Genomic DNA, 25760 nt, shown 5'->3' with positions numbered 1-25760 from the left:
ACGGCTGTTATTGAGACAGTGTTTTTTATTAATTATTCTTCACTTTCTTTAGGGATGTATTTATAGATATAAACCCCGCTTAACACGGTAAATATGAGTGTCGTACCGAGTAAACCAAATACTTTAAAGTTCACCCAAACTTCCATTGGCATGTAGAAAGCAACATAAATATTAACCCCGCCTAGAATGGTAAAGAACACTCCCCAAGCTGAATTTAAATTATTCCATACATTATTAGGTAAAGTAATTTCTTTTCCTAGCATTTGCTTAATAATTGGTTTTTTAAAGATAAATTGACTGACAAAGAGGGCGATAGCAAAGAGTGCATAAATCACCGTTACTTTCCATTTAATAAAAGTATCATCATGTAAAATAAGGGTTAAACCACCGAAGATAAGAATCATTAAAAAGGTAATTACGTGCATTTTTTCGACTTTACCATTTTTAAAATAGTTGAAAGCCAGCATTAAACCAGTTGCTATGATTAAAGCACCCGTTGCTGCATAAATATCAACCATCTTGTAAACGATAAAGAAGATAATCAGCGGGATAAATTCAAAAAATTGTTTCATAATTCTCTCTTAGTAGTGTTAATGGGGTAGTTCGATAATATTTACCCCATTATTTTATCTGACTTATTATTTGTAAGTCGCTAGTTTCATTTCACTGATAAATTTGTCCATTTTTTCCAGTAAAAGTTCGGGGTTATCAAGATTCTCTTCAATTACTTTTACCACAGCCGAACCAGAAATTGCCCCTGCAGCACCAGATTTAATGGCTTCTTTCACTTGTTCTGGTTTAGATATTCCAAACCCTAACAAAGAAGGTGGCGCATCAAATTTATTTAAGGTCGCTAACATGTGCTCAACGGGCATTCCTGCCTTTGCATCGGCGCCGGTGACACCCGCTCGACTTAGTAAATAAGTATACCCTTGGCCGTATTCTGCAACCTGTTGTAAGGTTTTGTCATCACCATTAGGTGGTGCAATAAAAATTTGATGAATGCCAAACTTTTCAGCGGCAGCCCGGTAGGGAGCACTTTCTTCAAGTGGTACATCGGCTATCAATAATGAATCGACACCGGCTTTAGCACAACGCTCGTAAAAATTTTCGATACCGTTACGATAAACTAAATTAACATAAAGTAACAAGCCGATTGGAACATCAGGGTGTAATTTTCTGATTTCAGCAATAATATCCAAGCAGCTGTCTGGCGTAGCTCCAGAGGTGAGTGCTCGTGTTGAAGCATCTTGAATAACGACACCATCGGCGACGGGATCGGAAAAAGGAATGCCTAATTCGAGTGCATCAGCACCTGCTTTAACTAAGGTATCAATAATGCTAATTGATAGGTCGCGGTTAGGATCGCCAATCGTAACAAAGGGAACAAATGCGCCTTGGTTTTTTGCTTCAAGACGGTTAAATAAAGCGTGATAACGTGTGCTCATTATAAAGTTCCTCTTTCTTCAAAAATTTTGGCGACGGTGAAGATATCTTTATCGCCACGACCAGATAAATTAACGATGATAATTTGCTCCTTATCATCTTCTTCTATGATTTTAAGGGCATGGGCTAGGGCATGTGCAGATTCAAGTGCTGGGATAATACCTTCATGTTCAGATAAGGCTTTAAATGCGCTTAAGGCTTCATCGTCCGTTGCATTTACATATTGTGCACGTTCTGTTTCTGCAAGATGTGCATGTTGTGGACCTACCGATGGGAAATCAAGTCCTGCAGAGATAGAATAAGACTCTTGTACTTGGCCATGTTCATCTTGCATCATTAAGGAATGCATACCAAAGAAAATACCTTTTGAACCTTCTGCGATAGGGCAGCCATGTTCGCCGGTTTCAACGCCGTGGCCGCCTGGTTCTACACCGATTAGTTCGACACTTGGATCATCAATAAAGTCTGCAAAAATACCGATAGCATTCGAGCCGCCACCGACACAAGCAATGACTTTATCGGGTAAAATCCCTTCTTTTTTGATAACTTGTTTCTTCGCTTCTTCACCAATGATTTTTTGGAATTCACGAACAATCACAGGGAAAGGATGTGGGCCGGCTGCGGTGCCTAATAGATAGTGTGTGGTCTCGTAACTTCCCGCCCAATCGCGTAAGGCTTCATTACATGCATCTTTTAGTGTTGAAGAACCAGATGTCACAGGAATGACTTCTGCGCCCATTAAACGCATTCTAAATACATTTGGTTTTTGACGTTCACAGTCAACGGCGCCCATATAAACTTTACATTTTAAACCGAGTAATGCACAGGCAAGCGCTGTTGCAACACCATGTTGTCCCGCGCCTGTTTCTGCAATAATTTCATTTTTACCCATGCGTTTAGCAAGTAACGCCTGACCCAGTACTTGGTTGGTTTTATGGGCTCCACCGTGAAGTAGATCTTCACGTTTAAGATAAAGTTTGGTTTTTTTACCCTTGGTTAGGTTACGACAGAGTGTGAGCGGTGTTGGACGGCCTGCATATTCTGTTAATAATTCTGCTAGTTCTGCAATAAAATCTGGATCAGTTTGTGCTTTAACAAACTCATTTTCGAGTTGTTTTAATGCAGGCACAAGGATTTGTGGTACAAACATGCCACCGAACTGACCAAAATAGGGATTTAATTTTTCCATTTTCTTATTTACACCTTTTCTGAATGTCGTTGTAAGTAATGCGTAATTGCAGCAAATGCAGCATCTATTTTTAGTTTGTCTTTTTTACCTGGCGCGCTTTCTACACCTGAATTAAAGTCTAATCCTGCACAGCCAATTAATGCGGCTTGTTGCGCATTATCAGGGGTTAAACCACCCGCTAGCATTAATGTGCTTTTATCTATGTCAGATTCTGCTAATAATGACCAATTAAAGGCTTGTCCTGTTCCGCCACTTTGATTGCCTACGCGGGTATCAAGTAAGTGTTTTTCAACATTAAAATGACTAAACTCGGGTAATGTATCGCTGATCCCATGTGCTTTCCATATTTGGCATGTTTTCGGCAATAACCCGCGTAATGTTTTTACATATTTAGGTGACTCATCACCGTGTAATTGCACAACACTTAATCCGAGTTGTTTCACTGTGTAGCTAATCATTTCAGGATCTTCGTTTTGAAATACGCCCACATAGGACAGTGGGGCACCGGCCATAATTAAGCGCGCTTGTTCCATATCTACATAGCGCGAAGATTTCTCGACAAAGATCAGTCCACCATAAAGTGCGCCGGCAAGGTATACATCGGCAGCTGAGCGTGGATGGGTTAATCCACAGACCTTATTTTCACCAATAATTAAACGGCGACACGCTTGCTCAATATTCGCTTGACTCATAAGTGAACTACCGACTAAAAATCCATTAGCGTACTGACTTAAGTCGACTACTTGTGCATGATTGTAAATACCTGATTCAGAGATTAATACACGATCTTCAGGTACCATAGCAGCTAGCGCTTTAGTACGATTTAGATCGACGCTTAGATCACGTAAATTACGGTTATTAATACCAATGACTTGTGCACCAAGGGCGATAGCACGAACCATTTCTTCTTCATTACTTGCTTCGGTTAGTACACCCATATTTAGGCTATGTGCCGTATCGCGATATGCTTGGTATGCGTCGTCATCGAGTACCGATAACATTAATAAAATGGCATCCGCTTTATAATAACGTGCAAGGTAAATTTGGTAAGGATCAATAATGAAATCTTTACAGATAACGGGTTGAGTTACTTGGTCCCTGACTTTTGTTATGTATTCGAAGTCACCTTGAAAATACTTTTCATCGGTTAACACTGAAATCGCATTGGCATAGTTTTTATAGGCACTTGCAATTAAATCAAGATCAAATTTTTCGCGAATTAATCCCTTTGATGGCGATGCCTTTTTACATTCTAAAATAAAGACGCTTTTGTCTTGGTGTAATGCCTGATAGAAATTTCGATCACCATTGGTTATTTCATCTTTAAATGAAATGAGTGGTTGTTGTGTTTTACGGGCGGCGATCCACTCAGCTTTATCATCAACAATTTTACCAAGAATCGTATCCTGAAGACTTTGATCATTTAACATTAACTTTGCTCCGCAAGTGCTTGTAATAGTTGTAAAGGTTTACCTGTTTCCATCATTTCGAGCGCTAATGTTGTGCCCTGTTTAAAGTTATCAGCAAAACCGTTTAGCACTAATAATGCTGAAACATTAACGGCCACGGCAGTTTGTTGTGCATCGGTACCTTTACCCTGTAATATTTTTTCAATAATGACTTTATTTTCTTCGGGAGAGCCCCCTACAATACTTTCTAGGGGATAATTATTTACGCCGAAATCGGCGGGCGTTAGAGTGTATTCTTTGATTTCGCCATCAATCAGTTCAGCGACTTGTGTTTCGCCATGTAGCGCAACTTCATCTAAGCCGCTACCGAATACAACCATGACACGTTTCATACCTAATTTTTTATGCACCTCTGCAATCGGTTTTAACAATTCAGGTGCATAAACGCCCATTAATTCAAAGTCAGGTCTCGCTGGATTAACCAGTGGGCCAAGCACATTAAAGATTGAGCGCGTTTTAAGTGCTGCACGAACGGGCCCAGCAAAACGCATACCTGCATGATATTGTGGCGCGAAAATAAAGCAGACATTGAGTGTATCTAAACACTGACGGGCTACTTCTGGCGTCATATCAAGATTAACACCAAAGGCCGCAAGTAGGTCGGATGCACCTGATTTACTCGATACGCTGCGGCTACCGTGCTTACAAACTTTTACACCACAGGCGGCTGCAACAAAGGCACTCGCCGTTGAAATATTGATAGTACCAAGGCCATCACCACCAGTACCGACAATATCGGTAAATGGGTAATCAGGTCGAGGGAAGTCTTTAGCCTGTGTTAATAATGCATTTGCAGCACCGGTTATTTCCTCTGGGGTTTCACCTTTTATTTTTAAGGCGGTTAAAACAGAAGATAAAACAATTGGGTCTATTTCTCCCTGTACAACTTGCTCAAAAAAAGCTTGGCTTTGTTGGCCTGTCAGTGATTTACCCACATATAATTGCTCTAGTATTTCTTGAATATTAAACTCACTCATTAAACTTCCTCCCTGTTTGTTACTAGTTCCAAACTTGTTTTTAATAATTTTGCGCCTTCGCAGGTTAAAATAGATTCCGGATGAAATTGAAAGCCGATTACTTTATCTTGCTCATTGTAAACCGCCATGCACATGCCATTAAAGTCGGCTACCACCTCTAAGGAATCTGGGACATTGGTACCTACTAAGGAATGATAACGTGCCACGGATAATGGTTGGCTTAAACCGGCAAACATACGGTCGCCACAATGACTAATGAGTGATGATTTACCGTGCATAATTACTTCGGCTTGACCTACAACGCCACCATATTGTTCAATTAATGCTTGATGCCCTAAACAAATCCCAATAATCGGCACTTGGCCTTTACATAAACCGATTAATTCAATTAAACAACCGGCGTCACTGGGAGTACCCGGACCTGGAGAAAGCACTAAAATTGCTTCATTTTCACAGGCATCGATATGTGCTTTTATCTGTGTAGCAGATAAACTATTGCGATAAATTTTTACGGGATAACCTAATGATTTAAATTGATCCACTAGGTTATAGGTAAACGAGTCAAAGTTATCGAGAAAAAAGAGTGTTTGTTTTTGAGTTATATTCATCTGCTTATTCTCCGCTAACAGGTTGGATGTCAGTAACATCTGCAAGTGTGGTTCCATGCGCCAGTGCGATAGCGTTTAATACTGCGGTTGCCTTACCTCGGGTTTCATTTGCTTCTGATTGTGGATCTGAATCGAAGACAACCCCTGCACCTGCTTGTGCCTGTGCAATACCCCCTCTAACAAATGCGGAGCGGATAACAATACAGGTATCCATATCTCCATCGCCATTTATATAACCGACTGCGCCACCGTAGCTGCCTCGCCGTTTTTTCTCAACTTCACGGACTAATTCCGATGCACGAATTTTGGGTGCGCCAACCAAGGTGCCCATATTCATACAAGCTTGATAAGCGTGCAACGCATCTAGGTCATCACGTAATTTACCAACAACGCGTGATACTAAATGCATCACATGGCTATAGCGATCTACTTTTAATAAATCGGCAACATGACGAGAGCCTGGTTCGCTAATGCGTGCAACATCGTTGCGGGCTAAATCGACCAGCATTAAATGCTCAGAGGTTTCTTTTTTATCGAGGCGCAGTTCTAATTCTAATCTGCCATCTAAATCTTTATTGATTGAACCATCTGGGTTAAAACCACGTCCACGAGTACCGGCAATGGGGTAAATTTCAACTTCATTGGAGGCTTTAGTATATTTAATTGCACTTTCTGGTGATGCACCAAACAAAATAAATTCACTGTCTTTCAGATAAAACATATAAGGACTAGGATTGGTCTCTTTTAATTTTTCATAGGCTGCAATTGGATTTGGGCAAGCCAATGAGAAACTACGAGAAGGGACTACTTGGAAAATATTCCCTTTAATAATATGTTCTTTAAGGTATTTTACAATGTCGCAGTATTCAGCATCAGACACATCCGTAGTGATTTTTCCGGTTAAGGGAATTTGCTGTGTTTCTGACGTTGTAAAGTGAGTACAGAACCCTTGAAGTTCCGCTAATCTGGCAGCAATACGGCGTTCATTCTCATCGGAATATAAGCCACCAAAGATGGATCCGATAATTTGGCTTTCTTGGGTTTGATGATCCTGTATTAATAACGTTTCAGCAACATAAAACATAAAGTCTGGGGTGATATTATCGCTGTCAGGCACATCGATTAAATCTTCAAAGGTTGCAATGAAGTCATAGGCAAATACGCCACCAAGGAAAAGCCCCTGAGGGTGTGATGAACGTTGAGTGACTTGTTTGATAATGGCGCGTAGCGCATCGACTGGTGATTTTGATTTTAACCGTTGGTCTTCATCGCCACTTCTGTCTGATTGAGGAAAGTGAAGAATTAAACTATGCGTTGTTTGTTCAGTAATCAGGGTAGTTGAGAAGTGTGGTGCAATAAAAGTGAGTAGGTCTTTACCGTTATCGGTTAATGATTCGAGTGTAACGTTTAAACCTCGGCAGGTTATCTTCATACACGCGTCAATCAGCATTAAGCTTTTAAGGTGTTCTTTACTTTCTATTTCTGCCGAGTCAAGTAATAGGTGATTACTTGTGTTGTCCGTTATAGATTGAAATAAGCCGAGAGAATCTTCAATGTAGTTACAGTTTACTTCGACGTTTTTTAAAACTCCAATGGGGTGAAGTGTATTCATTTTATCATTCCTTTCAATTCAGTATGTAATGGTCAATATTTAATTTCTGTTCGAATTATTGCCATCGCCAAGACTGTTTCAGGATATTTACTCTACTCATTTTACTTCTCGTTTTTTTTAATTAATTGTTTTCAAATGCCTAATATGAAAAAAGCCCGCAAATTGCGAGCTTTTAAATCTGGTTTTCTGGAAAATTTAAATATACAAAAACCTCATTGCTCGCTTATGAGAATGAGTGCCACCAATAAACTTTATGAGTAATTGTATTTAAAATCATATATTATGCGTCCAGTTAATTTATAGATACATTTTTTGCGATAATGCTTTCAATGTCAAGGTGATTTTTAGGATATTCATGTTAATTGATCTTCATTCCCACACTAAAGCCTCCGATGGGCAATTAACAGCCAAAGAATTAGTCGAACGCGCAGCCAATCGACAAGTCGATATTTTGGCTATTACTGATCACGATACCATTGATGGTTTGCTTGAGGCACAGCAAACGATTGAAGAGAAAGGGTTAAAGTTAACCTTAATTAATGGGATTGAAATAACCACTAATTGGTTGAACCATGAAATTCATGTGGTGGGGGTTAATATTGATCCGCAACATCCTTCGTTAAGCGCCCTCATTGTAGAACAAAAAGAAAAACGTGAAGCACGCGCTATCGAAATAGGGCGTCGTTTAGAAAAAGCAAAAATTCCAGGCGTTTACGAAGCGGCAAAAAAATTGGCCGGTGATGGTGCTATTACGCGTGCTCACTTTGCTCGGCATCTTGTGGAGATTGGTATTGCACCAACCTTTCCAAAGGTATTTGATAAATACTTAAGTCGAGGTAATACCGGGTATGTTCCTCACGATTGGGTAAGCATTGAACAGGCGATTAGGGTGATTCATGAAGCGGGTGGTCAAGCCATTTTAGCGCATCCTAATCATTATAAATTATCAAATAAATGGATCCGTCGTTTATTAACGGATTTTAAACAATTAAATGGCGATGCAATGGAAGTGGCTATGGGGCAACAACCACCACAAACGCGTCAGTTATTAGCGATGTGGAGTGCCGAATATGGTTTACTTGCATCGCAGGGCAGTGACTTTCACTTTGTAGGGCGCTGGCGAGATCTCGGTCGAGGATTAAATCTACCCGAGATAGCAACTCCAGTGTGGCAAGCGTGGCCAAGCTATCAAGCGTTAGTTGCTAAGCAAGAAGAAAATACAATTTAAGAAGAAAAGAACATGAGTCAATTTTTTTATATACACCCAGAAAATCCTCAAGAACGCCTAATTAAGCAATCCGTAGACATTATTAAAAAGGGTGGTGTTGTTATTTATCCAACGGATTCCGGGTATGCACTCGGTTGTATGATGGATAATAAACAGGGATTAGATAAAATTTGTCATATCAGAAAAATAACGAAAAAGCATAATTTCACCTTAGCATGTCGAGATTTATCAGAGATTGCGACGTTTGCTCGCGTTGATAATCAGGCATACCGCGCATTAAAAAATAATACACCGGGTGCGTATACGTTTATTTTTAAATCGACTAAAGATTTACCGAAACGTTTAATGAATCCGAGTAAACGTACTATCGGTATTCGTATTCCCGATAATGTGATTGCTTTGGCTTTATTAGAAGCATTAGGTGAACCCTTGATGAGTACCAGTTTAATTTTACCTGGTTCAGAAAGTACTGAGTTTGACCCTGAAGATATTCGAGATAAATTAGAGAATCAGGTGGATTTGATTTTGAATGGTGGATATTTAGGCGAATCGCCAACCACTGTTATTGATTTTTCAGATGATAATGTTGTTATTGTACGTGAAGGTGCGGGAGACCTGACGCCGTTTCAATAGGAAAAAGAAGCTGTCAGCGATCAGCCGACAGCTTTTAGTTAACACCCTACAACCAATAGTTGTTAGGTTTTAGACTGATAGCTGAAAGCTAATAACTGACAGCTGTTATTAAAGAAAGTTAAAAGTCGTTATTTCAATAACGGCGATTGGCATAATGTGAATTACCCAAAGGAAGTGTTTTAAATGAGTGAAAAATTACAAAAAGTATTGGCCCGTGCAGGAATGGGCTCACGCCGTAAGATGGAAACTGTGATCGCAGAAGGACGCGTTAGCTTAGACGGCAAAGTGGTTGGTCTTGGTGAGCGCGTAACTGAAAATCAGATTATTCGTGTTGATGGACATATCGTTAAATATAAAAGTGTAGAAAGCGTTATTTGTCGTATTCTCGTTTATAACAAACCGGAAGGTGAAATTTGTACGCGTAGCGATGAAGAAGGGCGTAAAACGGTGTTTGAACGTTTACCGCGTTTAAATGGTTCGCGTTGGATTTCCATCGGGCGTCTTGATATCAATACCTCTGGATTATTGTTATTTACCACTGACGGTGAGTTTGCAAATAAAATGATGCACCCAAGTCAACAGGTTGAACGTGAATATGCTGTGCGTGTTTTCGGCGAAGTCGATGAAGCGATGTTGAATCGTTTACGTATGGGCGTGAAATTAGAAGACGGTGAAGCAAAATTCTTATCGATTAAAGAATCTGGTAAAGAAGCGGGCGGCGAAGGTATTAACCGTTGGTATCATGTTGTGTTAACCGAAGGGCGCACCCGTGAAGTACGTCGTTTATGGGAAAGCCAAGGCGTACAGGTAAGTCGTTTGATGCGTGTTCGTTACGGTAATATCCATTTAGACAAACAATTACCACAAGGTGGTTGGACTGAATTAAATCTTAAGGAAGTTAACTATCTGCGTAAACTGGTTGATATGCCGAAAGAAACGGAAACTAAAGTGCGAGTTGATGATAGTAAAACTAAAAATTCTCAAGCACGTATTCGTCGCGCAGTGAAAAAACATACTCAACATCGTAAGCAAAATGAACGACGCCGCAATACTGGTCGTACGCGTAGCTAATATCTACTAACGGTTGATCTTTCGAGTAAATAGTCACGAATAATAACGTTTGTGACTATACCCCTTACCAATCAAAATACTGATTTTTACACCTGAATGGTAATGGATCTATTTACCACTTTCTTTATCTAGCAACATCTGTTTGCGTTCAATTCCCCAGCGATATCCGCCTAATCCTCCGTCACTTCGTAATACTCGATGGCAGGGAATTAATACTGCAATCGAATTTTTACCACAGGCCGTTCCAACTGCTCTGATTGCCTTTGGATTATTAATTTTGTTCGCAACTTCAGCGTAGGTGTAGACTTTACCCGGTTTAATGGTTAATAAAAATTGCCATACTTTTATTTGAAAAGCGGTACCTCTTATATCAAGGGGAATATCTGGACGGGGAGCGTTTTGGCTAATATATTGGTCTAGAGCTTCCATCCAATTATCTAATTCAGGTGCCCATTGTGCGGCTGAAATTTGTACGTTAGCCTTCGGGAATTCATGGTTTAATTGGGTAACAAGTGCGGTTTCAGTCTCGCCAAATTGGACACTACAAATTCCTTTATACGTTGCGGCCATGAGCAGTAAACCTAAGGATGTTTTTCGACAGGCATAATTAATTATTTCTCCCCTAGCTCCCGCTTGGTATGCCTTAGGCGTCATGCCTATATTACGCTTGGATTCACCATATATACGACTAGCGGAGCCAAACCCGGATGCATAAATTGCATCGGTCACATTATCACAGTGTTTTAAATGAGATTTAAACAAACGCATTTGTAATGCATCTTGGTAGTTTTTAGGCGAGATAGAAAATTGTTGTTTAAATACTTTTTGAAGTCGAGAGGGTGATAAATTTATCATATTACCTAATTCAGTCAGTGTTATTTTCTGATCTACATGAGATTCAATATAACGAATAACGTCAATCAGCTGATCCGTTTGCTTATTAGTTGTGACTGGGTTGCATCGTTTACAGGGACGAAATCCCATTTTCATTGCCTGTTCAATATCAGTAAAGAAGCGCATATTTTCCGATTTTGCCATTCGTGTAGAACATGATGGGACACAGAAAACCCCCGTTGTGATCACGCCATAGAAAAATTGACCATCATAGGATTTATCTTTGGCTATTATCGCTTCTAGCATTTGAGCTTCATTTAGTGTCGGCATCGTTGGCGGTATACTCTTTGAGTGATGGGGGATGTGTTATCTCAACATATTTATAATAGTGCTGCTATCCGTTTATTGCGTTAATAAAATAAGGCGTAATAAACGGATGTTTTATTATTAGTTTTAAGTCAAGGATGAACGCTGTAATAACATCTTCTATTAATAGGGGAATGAATCTTAGGGGATGGGGAATTGGTTTACTGAATAATGTATTTTGCTTCGCGTTATACCGATGCGTTATTAATATTTATCGGATCTAGTCTGATTGCTAAACGGTATAATGCGAAGCTGAATTTATTTGTTATTCGATTGTAAGGTTAGTATCTGAATAATCGTTCGCAGTACGCTATCTTCATTGTTATTACCAATAATATAATTGGCTGCCGATTTTGTTTCTTCGAATCCATTTTCCATTGCGAAACTAAATGCGCCTTTGCTCATGAGTTCGACATCGTTGAGTCCATCGCCAAACACCATGGTTTCTGCATGAGTTATCCCAAGTTTTTTTTGTAATATCGAGACTGTCGTCCCCTTATGAACATCATAATTAGCGATATCAATCCATTGTGGTTCTGAAGCGACAATATAAGCTTTATCATTAAATTCTGATAATTGAGGTTGGGTTTGAAAGCAATGACCACGTTCGTCGTAAACGGTTATTTTAATAAAGTCGTCTGTAATATCCGTGTAACAAGGAAGGTAAGTTAAATTAGAAAAAGATCGTTGTAATCTCTTTTTTATATGCGGTAATGTGTTGCTCTTAATAAATGAACCTTGGATGGTAGAAACAATGATTGCTTGATGTTCATTTATCGATTTTAATCGTTCAATAATAGCGAGCCCCGTTGCTTTGTTTAAAAGCGATTGATAAATATATTTTCCCTGGTGTTTAATGCGCGCTGCACTATCTCCCATAATATAAAAATCCTGGTTATCTTCTCCTAGGATTTCTTCGACGCGTTGGGTTTGTTTACCTGTGCAGGGAGCAAAAATGATTCCTTGTTCTTTTGTCAGTTTTTTAACTTGGTCGAATAATGCTTGATTATAGCCTTTGTTATCATTTAAAAAGGTGCCGTCCATATCCGTAACGATTAGCTTAATCATTCAAACTCCGTAGTAATAAGTGTCGATATAAAAGAAATATTTCTTCGTTTATTTTTTCAAGGCAAGCTATTTAATTGCAATATTATCACTAATATAAGCCGCACCTTGCTTGATCGTACGGTCAAATTCTATTGCATCGTCGATCAAAATGATATGTTTCCCTGTAAGTTTAAAATGACTGTTATCATTTAAGCACTATCATTTGATTCGCCGGTGTATGTGGGGAGGAAATGATATCAACCGCAATGAAATTGTTAATTTGTTAACTAAGTCGGTTGTAAATATATTCTCACTGAAAAGGTGGTTGAATATAAATATATTGTCGTACATTCGCAATAACGGGTTATTACTGCACGCTACTCGGAGGCTTTGGTGTATTGCCATTTAATAGGTTAAGTGTATGTCGACAAACAACACGTTTATTGTCATTTTTCAATGGATAACATGAAAATTTTCTAACCCATATTGTGAACTTTAACGTGTTGACTTTATTTATATTTTTGGGTAACTTCTAGTTATGTTTTAGATGTAAAAAAAAACTCAAATTATTTACTTATAATTTGCTGTTTTCATGAAAATAGAGCGCATTAAGCAGGGTATAATCAGTTTAATTCAGATTAGCGCACATCTTCACCACAGATAATGTACAACGTTGCATAAATATTCGATTATGAAAAGGAAAAAATGTGGACCAGTTTTTAATTAATATCACGAGCTATCCCACCATTGTCTATACCATTATTTTATTAATTGTCATTGTATTTTGGTTACTTACGGTCATTGGACTGTTTGATTTTGAAATGGATTTAGATCTGGATATTGATTTAGATGTCGATGTGTCAAATGTTGGCGGAGCGTTAGGATTATTGGTGACATTAGGGCTAACGGGTGTGCCTATTACATTAGTGCTTAGTTTACTTGCTCTTTATAGTTGGACGCTTACCTCAATTACAGTATCACTGACTAGTTTTATTAATATTGAAAATGGCTTGTTAATGTTTGTCTTTAATACGTTTGTCCTACTGATGGCGGGCGCAATTGCAATTCCTTTAACGTCAAAAACCATTAAGCCACTTAGAAAACTTTTTCGTAGAGTAAATCAAGGCCCGACTCAAGAGACACTGATGGGGAAAAGCGGACGCGTACGCAGTAGTAAAATAACAGCCCAATTCGGTGAAATTGAATGCACCCGGGATGGCGCAAGTTTGATTCTGAATGCGCGTGCTCAAGAGGGGAAGTCATACAATAACGGTGATACGGTTGTTATCATCGATTATTCCACAGTTAACAACACTTACTTTGTCGTAAGTGAACAAGAATTTAATCAATAAAACGGAGCTCAAATAATGGATATTAGTATCTTAATTACCATCGGAACCTTTGTGGCAATTGCCATTGGGATCATTATATTACTGGCAATGACCTTTAGTGCCTTCTATAAAAAAATTAGTCAAGGACATGCAATGATTGTGAATGACATGTCTTCAAAACCTAAAGTTCATTTTACAGGCGGAATGGTATTGCCCGTTGTTCATAAAATGGAAATTATGAAAATCTCATTAATTACACTTGAGATTGATAGACGTGGTAGTGATGGTTTGATTTGTCAGGATAACTTACGTGCTGATATTACCGTTGCCTTTTATTTACGTGTTAATGAAACGCCTGAAGATGTGTTGAAGGTGGCTAAAGCCATCGGTGTTGACCGTGCATCGGATAAGGATGCCGTTAATGAGCTATTTAGTGCGAAGTTCTCGGAAGCATTGAAAAGTGCGGGTAAAAAAATGGACTTCCTTGAATTGTTTGCTGAACGTACCGCGTTCCGAGACACCATTGTACGAGCTGTTGGTAGTGACTTAAATGGATATGTTTTAGAAGATGTTGCGATCGATTACCTTGAGCAAACACCTAAAACTAGCTTAGATCCCAATAACATTTTAGATTCTGAAGGTATTCGAATCATTACTGAGAAAACAGCAGAGCAAAATATTGCGACTAATGAATCAGAAAAAAATGAAACCCTCTCTATTACTAAAAAGAACGTTGAAACCCGTGAAGCCATGTTGGCGCTAGAACGTCAACAAATTGATGCAGAATCAAAACAAAAACGTGAAATTGAAACGGTTAAAGCCCGTGAAGAATCAGAAACACATAAAGTACAAGAAGAAGAGCGTAGTAAAGCTGAGCAAGCTCAATTAGAAGCCGATGAACAAATAGCGATTCGTGAACAAGTAAAAATACGTCAAGTTGAGATTGCCGAGCAGGCTAGAGAACGTGCTGTGATTATCGAAAAAGAAAAAGTCATTCGTGCGCAAGAGATGGAGATTGTAAATCGTCATCGCGAAGTTGAACTGTCTGAAATTGATAAAGAAAAAGCGTTAGAAGAAGAACGTAAAGTGATTGCGCAAACGATCAGTGAACGTATAGCCGTCGATCGCAAAGTGGCTGAAGAAGAAGAGCGTATTAAAGAAGTTAAAGAAGTATCAAAAGCTGATCGTCTGAAACAAATTAGTATTTTAGATGCGGAAGCGAAAGCGGAAGAATCGCTTATTCAAATCGTTAAACAAGCTGAAGCAGACGAGAAAAAAGCAGAGCATAAAGCGCGTGAAGTTAACTTGATGGCGCAGGCAAATTTAGAAGCGGCTTCAAAAGAATCTGAATCTGTTAAGAAACTGGCTGAAGGCTCACAGGCAGAGCAAGCCGCGCAAGGTTTAGCGGAAGCTAAAGTGTTAATTGCTAAAGCTGACGCGACGGAAAAAGAAGGATTAGCGGAAGTTCGTGTACAAGAAGCAAGAGCAAAAGCTAACGAAATAACAGGTCTAGCAGAAGCGAAAGTATTAGAAGAAAAACTGACTGCAGAAGCGCGTGGTAATGAAGAGCTAGGTAAAGCGGAAGCTATTGCTAAACAAGAAATTGGTTTAAGTGAAGCCAATGTACTGAGCGAGAAAGGTAAAGCTGAAGGTGTTGCTAAACGTGAAGTTGGCTTAAGTGAAGCTGAGATCATTAGAGAAAAAGGTAAAGCTGAAGCCGATGGGTTAGTCGAGAAATTTGCGGCAATGAACAATATGAACAAGGAAAGCAAAGAGTTTGAAGAATTCAGAATGAATCTTGAAGTTGAATTTAAACAAACCCTTGCGAATATTGAAGCGAATAAAGATATTTCTGCTGATCAAGCCAATGTACTTGCTTCAGCACTTAAACATGCAAATATTGATATCGTAGGTGGTCAGGGCGAATACTTCGATAAATTGTATAAGGGCTTAGGTGCTGGTAATGCAATAAACGGGTTTCTAGAAAAAAGTCCCGTTGTGCAAAGTTTAATGGAAAAATTATTAGCGGGTACCTCTAAAGAAAAAGAGATTAATCAGCCAATAACTAAAGACTCGACAGATTCTGAAGTTTAAATAATTTGTATCTACTCGACGCTGCATTATTTGTGGAAATGGAGATTTTCAACGGTAATAATAGACCTTCATCACAAAGGCTTTGAGTAGTGACATTAATTTAATTCTTTTAGATCAGAGTGCGGCTCTGGTCTATTGAATAATGCCCTTTAGGAAGTGATTGTGACTGATAAATCAACTATTGTAGAACAGGCTGTTGCGCAAGGCGGCGCCTATGAAATTATTCGTAAACGCCTTGAAGATCAAGGTAGCCAATTAGATAACTTAACTCAAAAGCTTAATCTAGACAGGCAAGCGGAGTTTGGTACGACTGAAATGAAAGTTTTAGGACGCACTCGAATTCGTACCGAGAATAAGTGTCAAGCCACAGATTTAGTTATCGTTGGTGACCTTGTTCTATTTGGCTACAATATATTTCTTGGATTGAAAAAACAGACACTGCTAAGTGATGTACTGGCATTATTTAAGCTAGAACAAATTGATGACCAATATGAATTAAAACCCGTTGAAATGGATAATTCATTTTTGGCTGACCCTCGTTTTGTTTCCGAATTTAATGAAGTTTACGCCTACTATAAAAATGCCACGCTATCGCAATTAGTACTTAGAAATAATAAATTATTGGCTTCCTTCCAAATAGGTGAAAAATTAACGGATATTCGGGTTTTTCGCTGGCAAGTAAGTGGTAATGATATTGAATATATTGATAATCGAGGAGAGCGTGATTTGCGCTTACCCGATACCCATGATTTTACTTGGCAGCAGTGCACTCGTGATCATATCGAGGATGGACGAAATCCGCATATTAATATATTAGATACTTTATTTATCGACAGTTTACGTGGTGATCTTACCATCAAAGTTGAGAATAATACGGATGTTGGAAAAGGGATTTACAGCGAGCCCGTTGAGGAAAGTAATCAATCTCTGAGTGATGCTGAATTTTATTATGCCGATCTTGACCCCATTATTTTGCTGAAGATCCGTCCCTATCAAGAAGATAAATATCGTTATTTATTATTTAATAAAAATAATCGACATATTAAACGTATTGATGCCATTGGCGATGCCTGTCAACAATTACCTGAAAGTCACGGCATTATCTTTCCCGGCGGTTACTACCTAACAACGGGAGAGTTTAAAACCTTCGAAGGACATCTAGAAGGGCTGGTTTTTAATCGGGTTATGAAATCCCCTAATGGTGAAGATGTTTTATATATTTTTTATCAGCCTGAAACAAATATCGTCGCACTTTATCCCTATAATATTATTAATAAAACCCTGCAAAATCCGATGCGAGGGCATGGTTTCGGTTTCTATGATGATGGTCGGATGATTATTTTTTCTGCGGAAAAAGAAGCGAGCCGTATTCATCCGGTGCAAATATGGCAAACTGCTTATTATTCTGACCTTTATGCAAGCCAACAAACGCAGTCTCAAACTTTTTTGGGGAAAATTGGTAATACTGATCTCGTGCGTGGTATTTCTGAACTTTATAGTATTTCTAAAAACATTCATCAACAGGCCGTTTCAGCAAATCATTACAATGATTTAATTAAGCATTGTTCAACTATCTTCGATGCGTATTATTGGTTAGATAGTCAAGAACTCGCTGAGATACAGACTCTGCTACATAAAGTTAAAGAGACTTCTGAAGCTGTTATTGATGAATATGAGAAAGTGGAAAGTATTCGGCATCAGTCTGATAAAGCACTGACTGAAGCCAAAGCGTCGCAACAGGAATTATTACGTCAAATTCAACCAGGAAGCTGGCATACTCCGCAGGATTTTGTGGATGGACTTAATAAAATTTCGGCACAGCAGGGCCACTTATTAACTATCCGAGAATACCGCTACATCGACGTTGCTTTAATTGACAAGCTTAACCAACAACTAACGGAAACCAGTGAAGATTTAAATACACAAACGGTGACTTTTTTATCTTCTGATAATGCATTAACCTCCTATTACAACGAGCTCGAACAGATAATCGTTAATAGTGAAAAAGCCAAATCTACAGCTGAACTAGCCCCACAAATAGAAGCACTTGATGAAATTTCTCAGGGGTTAGACTTAATTAGTCAGATCATGGCTACTTTAAAGGTGACTGATGCGGTAATGCAAACTCAAATTGTTGATTCTGTGTCGGCGTTATACAGTAAAATTAATCAACAAAAAGCACAGCTTAGCCATCAACAAAAAGGCTTTGGTAGCCATGAAGCGAAAGCTCAATTTACGGCGCGGTTAAAATTATTAAACCAAACCATTAACAATGCCTTGAGTCTTTCTACCACGCCAGATAAATGTGATGAACAATCTGCAAGATTATTAGTTCAAGTTGAAGAATTAGAAAGTGAGTTTAGTGATTATGACCAGTTTATTGGCGACATAATGACTAAACGTGATGAGATATTTGATTCATTTGAAAGACATAAACAATCACTTATCGAATCGCGACAACGTAAGGCGCAATCATTAGAAGATGCTGGTGTACGTATTCTTTCATCTATCACGAAGCGTATTAATCGTTTTACTGAAGCGAGTGAGATGAATACTTTTTTTGCTGCTGATACTTTAATCAATAAAGTTCGAGATATTATCAAGCAATTAACTGCGTTAGATAGCTCAGTAAAAGCGGAAGATATTGATGCAAAATTAAAAGGGATCAAGGCGCAGGCATTACGTTCATTACGAGATAAAAGTGATTTGTTTGAAGATGATGGTAATGTGATTAAACTCGGTCCACGTCATCGTTTTTCCGTTAACAAACAAGCATTAGACCTCAGTTTATTATCTAAAGATGAGCAAATGTATGTACGTTTAGCGGGGACGGATTATGAACAAGTTCTGAATAATGCATCGTTAGATAATTTAAAATCCTATTGGAATATTCACTTACCTTCTGAAACTGAACAATTGTATCGTAGTGAATTTCTTGCCTATTCGGTGATACAGGCTGCGATTGAAAATAAAGATAACTTAGACTGGTCGACACTTCAGCTTGCAATGGGTAGTCAGGATAAATTAGCTAATCTTGTGAGTGAGTTTGCCAGTACACGTTATAAAGAAGGGTATGAAAAAGGTATTCACGATTTCGATGCAACGTTAATTTTAAAACAATTATTGCCTGCCTATGAAGTTGCTGGTGTGTTTATTCATAGCCCATTAGCACGTGGACTTGCGTGTGTTTTCTGGGCGCAGATACAATCGGAAAAGCAACAGATTTTGTGGATCCAAGCTTGTAAAAATGCAGCACAAATGGAGAAAGTATTTGGTCAACATAGTGCTAAAAAGCATATTGTTAATGAAATTACAATTAGCTTAACTGAGTTCTTAACGGCACAACAATTAGCGTTTCCTGAACATGTTATTGCACGTAGTAGTGAATATTTAAGTGAAGAGTTAGCGAAGGAACAGGTAAATTTTGATACCAGTAAATACGCTCGTAGACTGTGTGATGACTTTAAAACGCATTTAAGCAGTCATGATATTTGGCAAGATTATCAACAACTATTAGACGAGCTTAAGGGAAAAATTGGTAAGCGTTGGCAATTAACAGAAAGTTGGTTAACGGCATTTATTGAATCTCAGGGTAAAACCGAATTAAGCGCATTTATCGGTGAAGCTATCGGTATTATTAATGCGGAGCAGCGTATTGACCGTAATGATCGTGAAATTGATATTCAATTTACCATTACAGGATTACTGGGTACGCATCGGACTATTAAAGAACAGAGTTTATCCATCCAATTACCCGATTTTCTTGAACGTAATCATCATTTTTGTAAGCAAGTCTTACCAAAATACCTTAATTACTTGGCGGTTCGTCAAGATGTAATGTTGGAACAAAGAGCATTATTGCGTCTCGATGAATTTAAAGCAAAGCCGCTTTCATCCTTTGTACGTAACCGGTTAATATCAGAATCTTATTTACCTATTATTGGTGATAATTTAGCCAAGCAAATTGGTACCGTTGGTAGTAGTAAACGTACCGATTTGATGGGCTTACTATTAATGATTTCACCACCTGGGTATGGTAAAACGACATTAATGGAGTATGTCGCCGATCGACTTGGTCTAATTTTTATGAAAATTAATTGTCCCGTTATCGGCCATTCTGTTACCTCGGTTGATCCTAATGGTACGACGGATAGTGCTGCGAAACAGGAATTAGAGAAGCTAAATTTAGCCCTTGAAATGGGTAACAATGTGATGCTTTATTTGGATGATATTCAACATACTAATTCAGAGTTTTTACAGAAGTTTATTTCCCTATGTGACGGTACCCGAAAAATAGAAGGTGTTTGGCAGGGGAAAACAAAAACCTATGATATGCGTGGCAAAAAATTCTGTGTGGTAATGGCGGGTAATCCTTATACCGAAACGGGGGAAACATTCCAAATTCCAGATATGTTAGCCAACCGTGCTGATATTTATAATTTAGGTGATGTACTCAGCGGTAAGGAAGAAATTTTCAACTTAAGTTATATCGAAAATGCGTTATCGTCGAACGCGGTGCTTGCTCCCTTGGCGACACGCTCAATGGATGATGTTTATAAGTTTATTGATATGGCGAACGGTAAAGAAGTGGCGAACACTGATTTTAGTCATCAATACAGTGGTGCTGAAATTAAAGAAGTTGTCGCGGTTTTACAAAAACTACAATATATACAAAATGTGGTTGCTTTAGTGAATCAACAATATATCAGTTCAAGTGCGCAGGATGCTAAATATCGAACCGAGCCAACATTTAAGCTACAAGGCTCGTATCGTAATATGAATAAAATGGCTGAAAAAGTATCTGCGATTATGACCGATGCTGAATTAGCTGACTTAATCGATGACCACTATCAAGGTGAGTCACAATTATTAACCAATGGTACTGAAGCCAATCTATTAAAATTGGCTGAATTACGCGGGTTATTAACACCAGAGCAAGCAATGCGTTGGGATTCAATCAAAGCGGACTTTAAACGTAATGTTGCGATGGGCGGTGATGATACTGATAGTGGGCAAAAAATTGTTGGTCAGTTAAGTGATATCGTGACGGCGATTAATAGCCAGCGTGATAATTTACTCGAAGCATATAAACATAATGACAACAGTGATGTAGTAGATGAAGTTGAGCAATTAATTACACGTCTTGGAGAGGTGGTTAATAAAGATTTAACCAAAAATATTAATAAGAACCAACATCGCCTTGCTAAAATGTTAACAGGGACCTTTGATCCATTAGTGAAACTGATTACCGGTAAAACCGATTACGATCAAGGTGTGTATAAAACCATGGATGAAATAAACCAAAAATTAGATCAATTGGCTAAGGAGCTTTAAATTGGCCCGTATTAATATTACAAGAGAACACACATTACCTTTAACTATTTTGAAGGATAAGATAAATGCGATGGCGGCTGAGTTAAATGAACAGTATCAACTCCAGAGTGAATGGGAAGGTAACTGCTTATTTTTTCGTCGTAAAGGCGCGAGTGGTAGTATTGAAGTTGATCAACACCAATTTGAATTAAATCTGACACTAGGGACTTTATTTAAAGTGGCTAAAGGGGACATTGAAAAAAAAGTGATAGCAATCGTCGATTCTCAGTTACAGTGATAGGGGCGATCAAAAAAGGCGTTGAATGATATATTAAAACAATCATTCAACGCCTTTTTAACGACTAACCTAAGGGTTAGAACACTTCTTTAATCGCTATATTTTTATTTACGGAGTGAGTTGATTTAGCGCTATCAGCCGATTTTTTTTCAGAGGAACACCCTCCACTTAAATGACATCCAACACATTTTTTCCCACTGCGTTTTTCAAGCACTATTTTGTAAATTGCTAATCCAATAATGACGAATAGGATTAATGAAACGATAATATTTGTCATGGAAACTCCTAGGCGTTATATAGCTCTAATTCATGCTCTGCTTTGATATCACCTTTTCTCATGGTGTAGATAAGCGTTGCAACTAAGGCTGCACAGGCAATGAGACCATAAATAAAGCCTTGGCCTACGGCACCAGTAGTCACAAATGTACCAACTTGATAGGTGGTAAATGCAACGAAATAACCCATTCCAAATTGGAAAGCAACCCCTGCCCATAACCAACGTTTGTTTTCAAGTTCAGCATTCATTGCACCAATTGCAGCGAAACAAGGTGGTGTAAATAGGTTAAACATTAAGTAAGACAGGGCTGCAATCGATGATAGCCCCATAATACTTGCAACATCAGAGCTGCCAGAAACGAGAGCGAGTTCATCAGTATCAATAAAGTTAGTAATGCCATAGACAACGGCCAAGGTACCAACTACATTTTCCTTCGCAATAAACCCAGTAATTGCGGCGGCAGCTAATTGCCAAGCACCGAATCCTAGTGGTATTAATATAAAGGCAAAAGGTGTCGCAAGCCCAGCAAGGATGCTGCTGTCCTGTGCATTTTCAGCAACAACTTGGAATTGCCAATTAAAGGTTTGCATGACTTGCACTGCTGCATTACAAAGCAAAATGATGGTACCGGCTTTGATAATAAATGCCTTCGCTCGGGCAAGTGTTGATTGAATAGCGCGTTTGATACTTGGGAAGCGATATTCTGGTAACTCAAGTATAAAGAAGGTACGAACATTTTTTTCACCGGTGATGCGTACAATAATCAATGCACCAAAAATAATGATGCCAATACCCATAAAGTACATTAGCGTGCCGACCCAAGCTGCATCATTAAAGAACACGCCGGCAAATAATGCTATAACGGGCAATTTAGCACCACAGGGCATAAAAGGTGTTAGCATGGCAGTTGTACGGCGCTGTCTTTCATTTTGAATGGTACGCGTTGCCATAATACCTGGAATAGAACAACCTGTGCCGATAACCATGGGAATAATTGATTTGCCTGATAAGCCTACTTTTTTGAAAAAGCGATCCATTACAACGGCAACACGTGCCATATAACCACTATCCTCAAGTAGGGCGAGTAGGAAAAATAGCACCATAATCAATGGTAAAAAACCAACAATTGCACCGACACCACCGATAATCCCATCAAGTAATAGAGAACTTAATAATGGTGATACATCACTGCCCAAAATGCCTTCAACAGTAGCGTAGATACCATCAATCCAACCAGCAAGAATATCTGCTAGTAGTGGACCTAGGTGTGTTTGTGAAATGGAAAATACCCCCCACATGACCGCTGCAAAAATGGGTAAACCTAACCATTTATGGGCTAAAACACGGTCAACGGTATCTTGTGTTGTTTGCACATTTGCTTTGGTTTCTCTTGTTTCTATTTCAGAGACGATGTTTTTGACAAAATCGAATCGTTTTATATCCGCGTTCTTAACGGCTTCAGGATCGGTTAAATTAACGCCCGTTGCATCAAAGGGCGCATGTTGAGGTTGACCCTTAATATTAACGGCTGCTTCAATAAGTGCGGGTAACCCATTATTATTTTTTTGGCTAGAGGTTGTTTCAACCACTGGGCATCCAAGTTGTTCACTTAATTTAGTGATGTTAATCGATGTGTTTTTCTTTTTTACTAAATCGGTTTTATTGAGTGCAATGACAACAGGAATACCTAGCTCGAGTAATTGCGTTGTAAAAAATAAACTACGACTTAAATTAGTTGAATCTACAATATTAATAATCGCATCTAAGTGCTCATTTTTAACAAAATTACGGGTGATTGTTTCTTCCGATGAAAAGGGAGACATAGAATAAGCACCCGGAAGATCCACCGCTTTAATTTCAATACCAGAGGGATTCATTGACTCCTTGATGGCACCTTCTTTTTTGCTGACGGTGACGCCAGCCCAATTACCTACGTGTTCTATTTTCCCTGTAATAGCATTGAAGAGGGTAGTCTTTCCGCTATTTGGGTTACCTGCGAGTGCGATTCTCATATATTATTCCTTCTTTTGAAATGCTAGGCGTGATGGCTTTATTTCATTAATCAAGTATCACGGCTTTTGCCAAGTCAGCGTCAATGCTATATCTGGCATCTTTAATGGTAATGACATAATTTTCTGATAAGACTGAAATAAGTGTAATTTTCTGCCCTTGATAACAACCCAATGTAAACAGAAAATTAATGATACTTTGATCCTTAGTGCTAACTTCTTTGACCGTGTATTCAGTGTTTATTTGTGCTTCTGATAAATTTTTTGCTTTCATTGCGACACTACTTTTTTTTGAAGTCCACCATGATGTTGCGCTACTTGGGAACAGGTTTAGAATGGCTTGATTCATTAGTTTTTACTCCAACTGTGCAGTGCTATGTCATGGCAAAGCTTGATAAATTGTACAATTTAATCGTAATGGTTCTCATTTGAGTATAAATCTAAGTGATAACAATTAGCATTGCAATTGTTATTTTTATTTTCATTAATAAAATTGTGGAAATCGATCGGTTACTTGATTTAGGTCAAGGGATAACTATAAATACAATAAAGTAGAATTGATTATTAGTGGTAGGTAGGGGAGTGTGTGAAGATATTGATAATGACTGATAGCACATTGCTATCAGTCATTATTAAGATTTAACTGTTATTGAATCAAACCAAACATTCTTGGTAAGGCTAAACTGATTTCAGGAATAAATGTGATTGCTAATAATGTGACGATTAGCACCGCACAAAATGGCATAATGCTTCTAATTACATTTTCAATTTTGCTTCCGCTTACACTACAACCTACAAATAAAGCTGTACCAACGGGTGGGGTCGCAATACCAATACATAAATTAAAGATAATCATCATCGCAAAATGAATTGGGTGCATACCCAAATGCTCTGCAATTGGCATAAAGATAGGTGTAAAGATCAATACGGCAGGCGTAAGGTCCATAAACATACCGACAATCAGTAAAATCAAATTCATAAGAATAAAGATAATAATGGGGTTATCAGAGATTGATAACATCCAATCACTTATCATTGTCGGTAAACCGGTAAACGCCATTGCCCATGACATAATGGTCGACGCGCCAATTAAGAACAACATGATACCGGTAACCATGGTCGTTTCGTTACAAATCTTTGAAAAATGTGACCACTTGAGTGTGCGGTAACAAAGCGATAGTACAAAAGAATACAGTACCGCGATACATGCCCCTTCTGTCGCTGTAAATATCCCCCCAATAATACCACCAATAACAACAAAAATAAGGCCTAGGCTTGGTATCGCCTGCCAAATAATGCGTAATATATCTTTTGTTGTAAATCCATCGTTCGCACTTGTTTTATAGCCTTTCTTTTTGGCAATAAAATAAGCCACAATCATACAGCTTAGGCCCATTAAAATACCGGGAACATAACCTGCGATAAATAGTGCTGCAACGGAGGTTCCGCCAGATACAACTGAGAATACGATTAATGAGTTACTTGGTGGAATTAATAAGCCAGCAGGACATGATGCAACATTAACTGCCGTTGCTAAGTTTTTATCGTAGCCTTCTTTTTCCAACTCAGGTCCTAAGGTTTTACCAACCGCAGCTGCAGCTGCAACCGCTGAACCAGAGACAGCACCAAACATCATATTAGCAAAAATATTAACGTGTAAAAGTGAACCTGGGATCCAACCAACCATTAATTTTGCAAGGTTGATAAGTCGACCTGCGATGCCGCCGACATTCATGATATTTCCCGCGAGGATAAAGAAAGGGATCGCCAATAAGCTGAAACTATCGATACCGGTAAAGATTTTTTGACCTGCAGTAATACTTGCCACATCAAAGGGTAAAATGAAAAACATGATCGTCAACGATGACATTGCAATCGCAATCGCAATCGGCATGCTGATTGCTATCATGAACAAAAAAAGGCCTAGTAGCCAAACACCAATGGACAAGTCCATAATA

Annotated in this window: 20 protein-coding genes; 7 read left to right on the top strand and 13 right to left on the bottom strand. The window is 38.6% G+C overall.

Features of this window, described 5'->3' with window-relative positions; genetic code table 11:
- Positions 1–32 precede the first annotated feature (32 nt).
- The 7 genes from ACR30L_RS12500 to ACR30L_RS12470 form a co-directional block, all read right to left on the bottom strand.
- Entirely contained in the window at positions 33–572 is a 540-nt protein-coding gene (locus ACR30L_RS12500; protein ID WP_435234587.1) for a septation protein A, read from the bottom strand.
- A gap of 66 nt (positions 573–638) precedes the next feature.
- Positions 639–1448, bottom strand: a complete 810-nt coding sequence (trpA, locus tag ACR30L_RS12495) for a tryptophan synthase subunit alpha (protein WP_435234586.1) — start codon at positions 1446–1448, stop codon at positions 639–641.
- Positions 1448–2635: a tryptophan synthase subunit beta gene (gene trpB, locus ACR30L_RS12490; protein WP_435234585.1), complete on the bottom strand. Its 1188-nt coding sequence runs from the start codon at positions 2633–2635 to the stop codon at positions 1448–1450. Before trpB ends, trpA begins: the two co-directional genes overlap by 1 nt.
- An 8-nt stretch (positions 2636–2643) precedes the next feature.
- A complete protein-coding gene (gene trpCF, locus ACR30L_RS12485; protein WP_435234584.1) occupies positions 2644–4065 on the bottom strand; it encodes a bifunctional indole-3-glycerol-phosphate synthase TrpC/phosphoribosylanthranilate isomerase TrpF in 1422 nt (473 codons plus the stop codon).
- Complete coding sequence (trpD, locus tag ACR30L_RS12480) at positions 4065–5081, bottom strand: anthranilate phosphoribosyltransferase (RefSeq protein WP_435234583.1); 1017 nt, start codon at positions 5079–5081, stop codon at positions 4065–4067. The genes trpCF and trpD overlap by 1 nt, the downstream gene beginning before the upstream one ends.
- Entirely contained in the window at positions 5081–5689 is a 609-nt protein-coding gene (locus ACR30L_RS12475) for an aminodeoxychorismate/anthranilate synthase component II (protein WP_435234582.1), read from the bottom strand. The genes trpD and ACR30L_RS12475 overlap by 1 nt, the downstream gene beginning before the upstream one ends.
- 4 nt (positions 5690–5693) lie before the next feature.
- Positions 5694–7301, bottom strand: coding sequence for an anthranilate synthase component 1 (locus ACR30L_RS12470; RefSeq protein ID WP_435234581.1), 1608 nt, complete (start codon positions 7299–7301; stop codon positions 5694–5696).
- 355 nt (positions 7302–7656) lie between these two features.
- On the opposite strand from ACR30L_RS12470, the gene rnm reads away from it, so the two are divergent.
- The 3 genes from rnm to rluB all read left to right on the top strand — a co-directional run bounded on the left by rnm (position 7657) and on the right by rluB (position 10233).
- Positions 7657–8529 (top strand): RNase RNM, encoded by an 873-nt coding sequence (rnm, locus tag ACR30L_RS12465; RefSeq protein ID WP_435234580.1) that lies wholly within the window; start codon positions 7657–7659, stop codon positions 8527–8529.
- A gap of 12 nt (positions 8530–8541) precedes the next feature.
- The gene (locus ACR30L_RS12460) at positions 8542–9162 is read left to right on the top strand and encodes an L-threonylcarbamoyladenylate synthase (RefSeq protein WP_435234579.1); all 621 of its coding nucleotides are present in this window, start codon (positions 8542–8544) and stop codon (positions 9160–9162) included.
- A 183-nt stretch (positions 9163–9345) separates the two neighbouring features.
- Complete coding sequence (gene rluB / locus ACR30L_RS12455) at positions 9346–10233, top strand: 23S rRNA pseudouridine(2605) synthase RluB (protein WP_435234578.1); 888 nt, start codon at positions 9346–9348, stop codon at positions 10231–10233.
- Positions 10234–10341: 108 nt separating this feature from the next.
- Here rluB and ACR30L_RS12450 read toward each other — a convergent pair whose 3' ends face one another.
- Positions 10342–11397: a bifunctional transcriptional activator/DNA repair enzyme AdaA gene (locus ACR30L_RS12450; RefSeq protein WP_435234577.1), complete on the bottom strand. Its 1056-nt coding sequence runs from the start codon at positions 11395–11397 to the stop codon at positions 10342–10344.
- A 294-nt stretch (positions 11398–11691) separates the two neighbouring features.
- Positions 11692–12501: a Cof-type HAD-IIB family hydrolase gene (locus tag ACR30L_RS12445; protein WP_435234576.1), complete on the bottom strand. Its 810-nt coding sequence runs from the start codon at positions 12499–12501 to the stop codon at positions 11692–11694.
- A 686-nt stretch (positions 12502–13187) separates the two neighbouring features.
- On the opposite strand from ACR30L_RS12445, the gene ACR30L_RS12440 reads away from it, so the two are divergent.
- The 4 genes from ACR30L_RS12440 to ACR30L_RS12425 all read left to right on the top strand — a co-directional run bounded on the left by ACR30L_RS12440 (position 13188) and on the right by ACR30L_RS12425 (position 21516).
- Positions 13188–13832, top strand: a complete 645-nt coding sequence (locus ACR30L_RS12440; RefSeq protein ID WP_435234575.1) for a hypothetical protein — start codon at positions 13188–13190, stop codon at positions 13830–13832.
- Positions 13833–13847: 15 nt separating this feature from the next.
- The gene (locus ACR30L_RS12435; protein WP_435234574.1) at positions 13848–15905 is read left to right on the top strand and encodes a hypothetical protein; all 2058 of its coding nucleotides are present in this window, start codon (positions 13848–13850) and stop codon (positions 15903–15905) included.
- 162 nt (positions 15906–16067) lie between these two features.
- The gene (locus ACR30L_RS12430; protein WP_435234573.1) at positions 16068–21239 is read left to right on the top strand and encodes a DNA repair ATPase; all 5172 of its coding nucleotides are present in this window, start codon (positions 16068–16070) and stop codon (positions 21237–21239) included.
- A 1-nt stretch (position 21240) separates the two neighbouring features.
- A complete protein-coding gene (locus ACR30L_RS12425; RefSeq protein ID WP_435234572.1) occupies positions 21241–21516 on the top strand; it encodes a polyhydroxyalkanoic acid system family protein in 276 nt (91 codons plus the stop codon).
- Between the two features lie 76 nt (positions 21517–21592).
- On the opposite strand, the gene ACR30L_RS12420 is transcribed toward ACR30L_RS12425, so the two are convergent.
- The 4 genes from ACR30L_RS12420 to ACR30L_RS12405 form a co-directional block, all read right to left on the bottom strand.
- On the bottom strand, positions 21593–21793 hold the full coding sequence (locus ACR30L_RS12420; protein WP_435234571.1) for a FeoB-associated Cys-rich membrane protein: 201 nt from the start codon (positions 21791–21793) through the stop codon (positions 21593–21595).
- Positions 21794–21801: 8 nt separating this feature from the next.
- Positions 21802–23805: a ferrous iron transporter B gene (gene feoB / locus ACR30L_RS12415; protein WP_435234570.1), complete on the bottom strand. Its 2004-nt coding sequence runs from the start codon at positions 23803–23805 to the stop codon at positions 21802–21804.
- A gap of 46 nt (positions 23806–23851) precedes the next feature.
- Positions 23852–24151: a FeoA family protein gene (locus ACR30L_RS12410; RefSeq protein WP_435234569.1), complete on the bottom strand. Its 300-nt coding sequence runs from the start codon at positions 24149–24151 to the stop codon at positions 23852–23854.
- 297 nt (positions 24152–24448) lie between these two features.
- Positions 24449–25756 (bottom strand): TRAP transporter large permease, encoded by a 1308-nt coding sequence (locus ACR30L_RS12405; protein ID WP_435234568.1) that lies wholly within the window; start codon positions 25754–25756, stop codon positions 24449–24451.
- Positions 25757–25760 lie beyond the last annotated feature (4 nt).

This window comes from Psychromonas saccharinae, assembly GCF_051201515.1.
In the GTDB taxonomy this organism is placed as follows: Bacteria; Pseudomonadota; Gammaproteobacteria; order Enterobacterales; family Psychromonadaceae; genus Psychromonas.
This window is presented reverse-complemented; position numbering and strand designations above follow the sequence as displayed.

Bases quoted from the DNA above. Each gene is read 5' to 3' on its own strand.
- ACR30L_RS12435 (WP_435234574.1), top strand. From the start codon at position 13,848: ATGGATATTAGTATCTTAATTACCATCGGAACCTTTGTGGCAATTGCC.
- ACR30L_RS12405 (WP_435234568.1), bottom strand. From the start codon at position 25,756: ATGGACTTGTCCATTGGTGTTTGGCTACTAGGCCTTTTTTTGTTCATG.
- ACR30L_RS12500 (WP_435234587.1), bottom strand. From the start codon at position 572: ATGAAACAATTTTTTGAATTTATCCCGCTGATTATCTTCTTTATCGTT.
- ACR30L_RS12470 (WP_435234581.1), bottom strand. From the start codon at position 7,301: ATGAATACACTTCACCCCATTGGAGTTTTAAAAAACGTCGAAGTAAAC.
- trpD (WP_435234583.1), bottom strand. From the start codon at position 5,081: ATGAGTGAGTTTAATATTCAAGAAATACTAGAGCAATTATATGTGGGT.
- feoB (WP_435234570.1), bottom strand. From the start codon at position 23,805: ATGAGAATCGCACTCGCAGGTAACCCAAATAGCGGAAAGACTACCCTC.
- ACR30L_RS12475 (WP_435234582.1), bottom strand. From the start codon at position 5,689: ATGAATATAACTCAAAAACAAACACTCTTTTTTCTCGATAACTTTGAC.
- trpA (WP_435234586.1), bottom strand. From the start codon at position 1,448: ATGAGCACACGTTATCACGCTTTATTTAACCGTCTTGAAGCAAAAAAC.
- ACR30L_RS12420 (WP_435234571.1), bottom strand. From the start codon at position 21,793: ATGACAAATATTATCGTTTCATTAATCCTATTCGTCATTATTGGATTA.
- trpCF (WP_435234584.1), bottom strand. From the start codon at position 4,065: ATGTTAAATGATCAAAGTCTTCAGGATACGATTCTTGGTAAAATTGTT.
- rluB (WP_435234578.1), top strand. From the start codon at position 9,346: ATGAGTGAAAAATTACAAAAAGTATTGGCCCGTGCAGGAATGGGCTCA.
- ACR30L_RS12445 (WP_435234576.1), bottom strand. From the start codon at position 12,501: ATGATTAAGCTAATCGTTACGGATATGGACGGCACCTTTTTAAATGAT.
- ACR30L_RS12450 (WP_435234577.1), bottom strand. From the start codon at position 11,397: ATGCCGACACTAAATGAAGCTCAAATGCTAGAAGCGATAATAGCCAAA.
- trpB (WP_435234585.1), bottom strand. From the start codon at position 2,635: ATGGAAAAATTAAATCCCTATTTTGGTCAGTTCGGTGGCATGTTTGTA.
- rnm (WP_435234580.1), top strand. From the start codon at position 7,657: ATGTTAATTGATCTTCATTCCCACACTAAAGCCTCCGATGGGCAATTA.
- ACR30L_RS12460 (WP_435234579.1), top strand. From the start codon at position 8,542: ATGAGTCAATTTTTTTATATACACCCAGAAAATCCTCAAGAACGCCTA.
- ACR30L_RS12410 (WP_435234569.1), bottom strand. From the start codon at position 24,151: ATGAATCAAGCCATTCTAAACCTGTTCCCAAGTAGCGCAACATCATGG.